Origin of the sequence: Pseudomonas sp. PB106 (assembly GCF_009764645.1) — a bacterium.
In the GTDB taxonomy this organism is placed as follows: domain Bacteria; phylum Pseudomonadota; class Gammaproteobacteria; order Pseudomonadales; family Pseudomonadaceae; genus Aquipseudomonas.
The window spans coordinates 1-6,753 of sequence record NZ_RWIM01000009.1; the positions used below are offsets into that span (position 1 = coordinate 1).

At 59.7% G+C, this 6,753-nt stretch carries 5 protein-coding genes; 4 read left to right on the plus strand and 1 reads right to left on the minus strand.

Features of this window, described 5'->3' with window-relative positions; translation table 11 throughout:
* Positions 1 to 128: 128 nt before the first annotated feature.
* The 3 genes from EJA71_RS27320 to EJA71_RS01755 all read left to right on the plus strand — a co-directional run bounded on the left by EJA71_RS27320 (position 129) and on the right by EJA71_RS01755 (position 3,934).
* Entirely contained in the window at positions 129 to 305 is a 177-nt protein-coding gene (locus EJA71_RS27320; RefSeq protein ID WP_016773747.1) for a hypothetical protein, read from the plus strand.
* Positions 306 to 380: 75 nt separating this feature from the next.
* Positions 381 to 2,534: a mechanosensitive ion channel family protein gene (locus EJA71_RS01750; RefSeq protein WP_158953786.1), complete on the plus strand. Its 2,154-nt coding sequence runs from the start codon at positions 381 to 383 to the stop codon at positions 2,532 to 2,534.
* Positions 2,535 to 2,599: 65 nt separating this feature from the next.
* The gene (locus EJA71_RS01755; RefSeq protein ID WP_158953788.1) at positions 2,600 to 3,934 is read left to right on the plus strand and encodes an amidohydrolase; all 1,335 of its coding nucleotides are present in this window, start codon (positions 2,600 to 2,602) and stop codon (positions 3,932 to 3,934) included.
* A gap of 606 nt (positions 3,935 to 4,540) precedes the next feature.
* Here EJA71_RS01755 and EJA71_RS01760 read toward each other — a convergent pair.
* Positions 4,541 to 5,254 (minus strand): UTRA domain-containing protein, encoded by a 714-nt coding sequence (locus EJA71_RS01760; protein ID WP_064121017.1) that lies wholly within the window; start codon positions 5,252 to 5,254, stop codon positions 4,541 to 4,543.
* Positions 5,255 to 5,603: 349 nt separating this feature from the next.
* On the opposite strand from EJA71_RS01760, the gene EJA71_RS01765 reads away from it, so the two are divergent.
* The gene (locus EJA71_RS01765) at positions 5,604 to 6,671 is read left to right on the plus strand and encodes an ABC transporter substrate-binding protein (protein WP_093441622.1); all 1,068 of its coding nucleotides are present in this window, start codon (positions 5,604 to 5,606) and stop codon (positions 6,669 to 6,671) included.
* Positions 6,672 to 6,753 lie beyond the last annotated feature (82 nt).

Consider the following 6,753-nt stretch of genomic DNA (forward strand, 5'->3'; position numbering starts at 1 on the left):
GGCTGCGATCTTTTGATCCTGTTTTTAAGATCAAAAGATCGCAGCCTGCGGCAGCTCCTACTCAGATCAATACCGGTCGGCAGAAACCGACCTAGACTTACATCATTCATTTCGACAAGGCAGTCTCCATGATCTCGATGTCTTCGTTCCACGCCATGCTCATTCCGATCCTGAGCGGAATGATCCTGCTGGCCATCGGCTTCAACTTTCGTGACAAGAACGCCGGTGTGTTCGCCATGTGGATCGGCATGCTGATGATCCTCGCCACTGTGGTCTACAAGATCCTCGCCAAACTCAACGAATAACCACCCAGCGGCTCGCATTGCTACAGGCGGGCTCGTACACTCGTTCGATCCGCCCATTGCGAGGTTGACCGCCTAGTGCTTGCTCGTCTTTTTGCTTTACCCAGTCTGTTCCTTGTCTGCCTGATGACGCTGCTGCCGCTGGCGCCTGCTCAGGCGGTTGGCCTGCCCGGCCTGCTCAACACCAACAAAGCCCAGCCCGAAGCCCAGGAACCGCTCGGCCAGTCGCTGGACGAAGTCATCAAGTCGCTGGAAAACGACAAGCAACGCGCACAGTTGCTGACCGACCTGAAGAAACTGCGCGACGCCACGAAGAAAGCTCAAGCCTCACCCGAAGAAGGCGTACTCGGCCTTATCGGCGGCACCCTCGCCAATTTCGAAAAACAATTCACCGGCGCCGACAGCCCGCTCAACCGCTGGGGCAACGAGTTCGATCTGGCCAAGGAAGAACTGAGCGGCATGATGTTGCCGGCCAACGAATGGCTGCCGATCATCTTCGGTTTTGCCATGATCCTCGCCGTGTGGAGCCTGCTTGCCGCCGCACTGATCTGGCTTGGCCATCGCATGCGCATGCGCTTCGGCCTCACAGAGGAACTGCCGCAACACCCCAAAGCCCTCGACATGCTGCGCTTCGCCCTGCGCAAACTCGGCCCTTGGCTGATCGCCTTGGTGATGACCGTTTATATGAGCTACGCGCTACCGTCGTCGCTGGGCAAAAGCCTGGCCATGGTGCTCGCCTATGCCTTGGTGGTCGGCACCTGTTTCTCGGCGATCTGCGTGATTGCCTTCTCTCTGCTCGATGGCCCGCATCGCCATCGCGCGCTGTATATCCTGCGCCATCAAGCCTTCCGGCCACTCTGGCTGATCGGCAGTTTCGCCGCGTTCGGTGAAGCGCTGAGCGACCCGAAACTGGTGGAAAGCCTCGGCGTGCATCTGGCACACACCGCCGCGACTGTCGCCAATGTCCTCGCGGCGCTGTCGACCGGGTTGTTCATCCTGCGTTTCCGCCGACCGATCGCGCACCTGATCCGCAACCAACCGCTGTCACGCCGCCTGACCCGCCGCGCCCTGAGCGACACCATCGATATCCTCGGCACCTTCTGGTACGTGCCCGCGCTGGTGCTGGTCGCGATCTCGCTGTTCGCCACCTTCGTCTCCGCCGGCGACACCAGCACGGCGTTGCGCCAATCGCTGATCTGCACCGTATTGCTGGTGTTGTGCATGGTCATCAACGGCCTCGTGCGACGTCACTCCCTGAAACCACAGCGTGGCGCCAAACGGCATGCGCTGTATTCGGACCGCCTGAAAAACTTTTTCTACACCCTCGCCCACATGCTGGTCTGGCTGGCGTTCATCGAGTTGGGCCTGCGGGTATGGGGCAAGTCGCTGATCACCTTCGCAGAAGGTGACGGGCATGACGTCAGCGTCAAATTGTTCAGCCTCGCCAGCACGCTGATCTTCGCCTGGCTGATCTGGATTCTTGCCGACACCGCCGTGCACCACGCCCTCACCCGCTCGCGCAAAGGCCTGGCCAACGCCCGTGCACAAACGATGATGCCGCTGATCCGCAACGTATTGTTCGTGACGATCTTCATCATCGCGCTGATCGTCGCACTGGCGAACATGGGCATGAACGTTACGCCACTGCTGGCCGGTGCCGGTGTCATCGGTCTGGCCATCGGTTTTGGTGCGCAGTCGCTGGTCGCGGACTTGATCACCGGTCTGTTCATCATCATCGAGGACTCGCTGGCCATCGATGACTACGTCGACGTCGGCGGCCACCTCGGCACCGTCGAAGGCCTGACCATCCGCACCGTGCGCCTGCGCGACATCGACGGCATCGTCCACACGATCCCGTTCAGCGAAATCAAAAGCATCAAGAACTACTCCCGCGAATTCGGCTACGCGATCTTCCGTGTGGCGGTGCCGTACAACATGGAGATCGACGACGCGATCAAACTGATGCGCGAAGTCGGGCAAAAAATGCGCACCGATCCATTGCAGCGCCGCAACATCTGGTCGCCGCTGGAGATTCAGGGTGTCGAGAGTTTCGAATCCGGCAGCGCGATCCTGCGCGCTCGGTTCAAGACGGCGCCGATCAAACAGTGGGAAGTTTCCCGAGCGTTCAACCTGTCGCTAAAACGCCACCTCGACGAGGCCGGACTCGATCTGGCAACGCCGCGTATGAGCGTGCAAGTGATCACCGCCGGCGGTGGTCAACCGAAGGAATAGCACTCAGGCGCGCGGTTGCAGTCACAGGCAGGGAAGCCCGAACAACAACAATCAAGGAGAACCCGATGCAACTGACGCGCATTGCCCAAGCCGTTCTGCTCACACTGTTCGCCAGCCACGCCGGCGCCGCGACGATGGACAGCACCCGCGCTGAAATCGCCGAACAAGCACAGAAGCTTGAGCCACAACTGCTGGAAACCCGCCGCGACATCCACGCCCACCCCGAACTCGGCAACACTGAAAAACGCACCGCCGAACTGGTCGCCAAACAGCTCAGGGCCATGGGCCTGGAAGTGAAAACCGGCGTCGCCCGCACTGGCGTGGTTGCCGTGCTCAAAGGCGCCCTGCCCGGCCCGACCGTGGCCCTGCGCGCCGACATGGATGCGCTGCCGGTCAAAGAAGTCGCCGACCTGCCGTTCGCCTCGAAAGCCAAAGGCACCTACCTCGACAAAGAAGTCGACGTCATGCACGCCTGCGGCCACGACGCCCACACCGCGATCCTGCTCAGCACGGCGAAAATTCTCACCGGCATGCGCGACACCTTGCCCGGCACCGTGGTGTTCTATTTCCAGCCCGCCGAAGAAGGTCCAAGCGACTTCATCCCCGACGGCAAAAACACCTGGGGCGCGAAAATGATGGTCGAGGAAGGCGTGATGAAATCACCGAAACCCGACGCCGTTTTCGGCCTGCACGTCTGGGCCGGCGTCCCCGCCGGCCAGATCGCCTACCGGCCCGGGCCAACGCTGGCCAGCTCCGATGACCTGCGCATCAAAATCCTCGGCAAACAAACCCACGCCGGCCGCCCATGGGACGGCATCGACCCGATCACCGTCGGCGCACAAACCATCGTCGGCCTGCAAACCGTGGTCAGCCGCCGCACCGACATCTCCTCTTATCCCTCAGTGGTCAGCATCGGCACCATCAACGGCGGCACGCGCTACAACATCATTCCCGAATCCGTCGACATGACTGGCACCATCCGCTCCTACGACTACGTCATCCGCCAGAAACTGCACACCGACGTCCGCCAGACCATCGAAAAAATCGCCGAAAGCGGCGGTGCGAAAGCCGACGTCACCATCATCGAAAAATACGACCCGACCATTAACAACCCGGCACTCACGGAAAAAATGCTGCCGACGTTGAAGTGGGCCGCCAAGGACGACGTAGTCAATGCACCGCTGGTGGGCGGCGCGGAAGACTTCTCATTTTTCGCCAAGGAAGTGCCCGGGTTGTTTGTGTTTCTCGGCGTGACGCCAAGAGACCAGGACATGAGCAAAGCCGCGCCGAATCACAACCCGGGGTTCTTTGTGGATGAGTCGGCGTTGGTGGTCGGCGTGAGGACATTGGCTTCGTTGGCGACGGATTATTTGTATGCCAATGCGGGGGCAGGCAAATAGGGATTAGGTGAATGTGGGGGCGTCTTCGCGAGCAAGCTCGCTCCCACATTTGGGCGGTGTGCAGCCTGTTAGAAATTGGTCGGCTGTCAGGCCGCCATCGCGAGCAGGCTCACTCCTACAAGGGATTGAGTACATCCGCAAGAAACAGGTTGGCTGTCAGGCCGCCATCGCCAGCAGGGCTGGCTCCCACAGTTTCGAATTGCGAACACCCCACGCGGCAAAGCCGCCCCACTCAAAACAATGAGCGCAAGCTCGAGTACCGCTTTTGATCTTGCCGTACCGGCCCCTTCGGCAGGCTGAGTGGAGGGACTGATCCGGGTGTGGGAGCGCAGCGACCGTTCGACGAAGTCGAACACATCGAGAGGAGGTGCAGCGAAGCAAACCGGAGGCGATGCGCCCGGATCAATCCCGGAGCGAAGGAACCCCGAGCCCCAGCGAGCGGGCCGAACGCCGGGGCCCAGCGTTTTGGTTACTTTTGGGCGTCTGCAAAAGTGACTCGCTGTAAGAGCGAAACCGCCAGCGGCGACACCCGCAGAGACGGATATACACCCAAAACCCCAAGAACCTGGTCGGCCCACAGGCCGCCAAGGCCAAGGCGGTCAAAGCTCAAACAACATCAACCCCAACATGAATCGCATCATGCCGCCAAAACTCCAGATCACAATCAATCAACCGCTCATGCTGATCATAATTAACCCGAGCAATCCGCAACCCCGGGCTCCCCACCGACACCCTTAAAGCCGCCGCCGCATCCACCGACAACGACGTAGGCACAATCTCAAAGCGCACCCGCCCATAGTGCAAATCGTAATGCCGCGCATACAACTCGGTAATCGACTGATTCAAATCAAACTCAAGAATCCCCGGAAAAAACTGCGGATTCAAATAGTGCTCCACATACAACACCAAGCGCCCATCAATGCGTCGCGACCGGCAAATCTGAATCACGCTCGACAACGCTGGCAACTGCAACCACGCACACACCGCCGCCGATGCCGGCTGCAACCGCGCCGAAATCACCTCGGTCGACGGCACCCGCCCCTGCGCACTGACCATCGCGTGAAAGTGACTTCGCTGCATCAAGTTGTACGCCAAGCGCGGCGGTGACACGAACCAGCCGCGCCGCTCCTCGCGATAAATCTGCCCCTGCGCCTCCAGTTGCAACAACGCCTCACGCACGGTAATCCGCGTCGTGCCGAACAACTCACTGAGCTTGCGTTCGGCCGGCAACTTGCTGCCGGCCGCCAGCAGACCGTGATCGAGCTGTTCCTGCAGCACCTGGCCAATCGCTGTCACCGCTTTTGTTGCCTCATCGCGCATCAACGTTACCTATCTGGACTAGACCAGCACTGTTTCAGGGCAAAAACTCACGGCAAACGAACCATTTCCGTGTGTTGCAAGCCTAGGCAGTGCAGATGACCGAGAGATGACAAAACTACCGAACGGTCATTCTCACGACTTGCAATACATCGGCCAAGTCCCTTGCCTGCCGGGGCTCGAGCATGGTCTACGCTTATCTGGCAACCGCCGATACCGGGCGCAAAAAAGACCTGCCACCGGGCCACCGACATCAAAGTGTCATCCAGCCCGCCTAAATTGGCTCAGGTATTGCTGACCTAGACCAACCACACCGCAATCGCAGCGTTGAACACGACCAAGGAGCTTCGGAATGAAACAGCTTTTCCTGGCAACACTGTTAGGCTCGACCATTGCAATGTGCACCTCCGCCATGGCGGCCGGCACCGATCTGAAAACCCTCGAAGCCGCTGCGAAAGCGGAAGGCGCCGTCAACAGCGTCGGCATGCCGGATGACTGGGCCAACTGGAAAGGCACCTGGGAAGACCTGGCCAAGACCTACGGCCTGAAACACATCGACACCGACATGAGCTCGGCTCAGGAAATCGCCAAGTTCGCCGCCGAAAAAGACAACGCCACCGCCGACATCGGCGACGTCGGTGCCGCTTTCGGCCCGATCGCGGTCAAACAAGGCGTGGTGCAACCGTACAAGCCAAGCACCTGGGATCAAGTCCCGGACTGGGCCAAGGACAAGGACGGCAACTGGGCACTGGCCTACACCGGCACCATTGCCTTCATCGTCAACAAGAAGCTGCTGCACGGTTCCGAAGTGCCGACCAAATGGGCTGACCTCAAGGGCGGCAAATACAAGGTTTCCATCGGTGACGTGAGCACCGCCGCACAAGCTGCCAACGGCGTTCTTGCTGCGGCACTGGCTAATGGTGGCGACGAGAAAAACATCAAGCCAGCCCTGCTGTTGTTTGCAGACATCGCCAAGCAGGGTCGCCTGTCGATGGCCAACCCGACCATCGCCACCATGGAAAAAGGCGAAATCGAGGTCGGCGTGGTTTGGGACTTCAACGGCTTGAGCTACAAAGCCAAGATGGCCAACCCGGATGACTACGTGGTGCTGATCCCGTCCGACGGTTCGGTGATTTCCGGTTACACCACGATCATCAACAAGTACGCGAAAAACCCTAACGCCGCCAAGCTGACCCGCGAATACATCTTCAGCGACGCCGGCCAGACCAACCTCGCCCGCGGCAACGCCCGCCCAATCCGCGCCGAGCACCTGCAACTGCCGGAAGACGTGAAAGCCAAGCTGCTGCCGAACGAGCAGTACAAAAAGGTCACGCCGATCAAAGACGCCGATGCGTGGGAAAAAACTTCCAAAGCCCTGCCACAGGCGTGGAACGAAGAAGTCATCGTAGAGATGAAGTAATCCTTCATCTGTAGGAGCTGCCGCAGGCTGCGATCTTTTGATCTTGCCCTTTAAAAGCAACATCAAAAGATCGCAGCCTGCG

What these genes read in the sequence shown, in the direction of transcription:
- EJA71_RS27320 (WP_016773747.1), top strand. Translation starts at nt 129, where the DNA reads ATGATCTCGATGTCTTCGTTCCACGCCATGCTCATTCCGATCCTGAGC.
- EJA71_RS01755 (WP_158953788.1), top strand. Translation starts at nt 2,600, where the DNA reads ATGCAACTGACGCGCATTGCCCAAGCCGTTCTGCTCACACTGTTCGCC.
- EJA71_RS01765 (WP_093441622.1), top strand. Translation starts at nt 5,604, where the DNA reads ATGAAACAGCTTTTCCTGGCAACACTGTTAGGCTCGACCATTGCAATG.
- EJA71_RS01760 (WP_064121017.1), bottom strand. Translation starts at nt 5,254, where the DNA reads ATGCGCGATGAGGCAACAAAAGCGGTGACAGCGATTGGCCAGGTGCTG.